Source organism: Bacillus cereus group sp. N6 (assembly GCF_016483705.1).
Lineage (GTDB): Bacteria > Bacillota > Bacilli > Bacillales > Bacillaceae_G > Bacillus_A > Bacillus_A wiedmannii.
In genome coordinates this window covers 1-231 of record NZ_JAEHBI010000362.1, presented here as the reverse complement: position 1 = coordinate 231, position 231 = coordinate 1, and the positions used below count along the sequence as shown (strand labels likewise).

Here is a 231-nt window from a genome sequence, read left to right as displayed (position 1 = left end):
TTTTCTTGTGCAAAAACATGTGTAGATGGGATGATATTACCTGCTGCTATGGCGGCTATCATTGCAGTTGCAGATAGTATTTTGTATGGTGACTTTCTCATATTATTTATCCCTCATTTAACTATTATTAACTATCATATTTTTATTACAAGGCTCTTGAAAATAGATTTTAACTATTAAATTCGTTCATTTGCGCCTCCAATTGGCTATTTAAGTCTTTTAATCTTTTTA

1 protein-coding gene is annotated in these 231 nt (G+C 30.3%); it reads left to right on the top strand.

Annotated features, from left to right (window positions below; all coding sequences use genetic code 11):
• Positions 1–180, top strand: a 180-nt coding sequence (locus JDS99_RS31585) for a hypothetical protein (RefSeq protein WP_199696552.1), incomplete at its 5' end; no start/stop codon positions are given.
• Between the last annotated feature and the right edge of the window lie 51 nt (positions 181–231).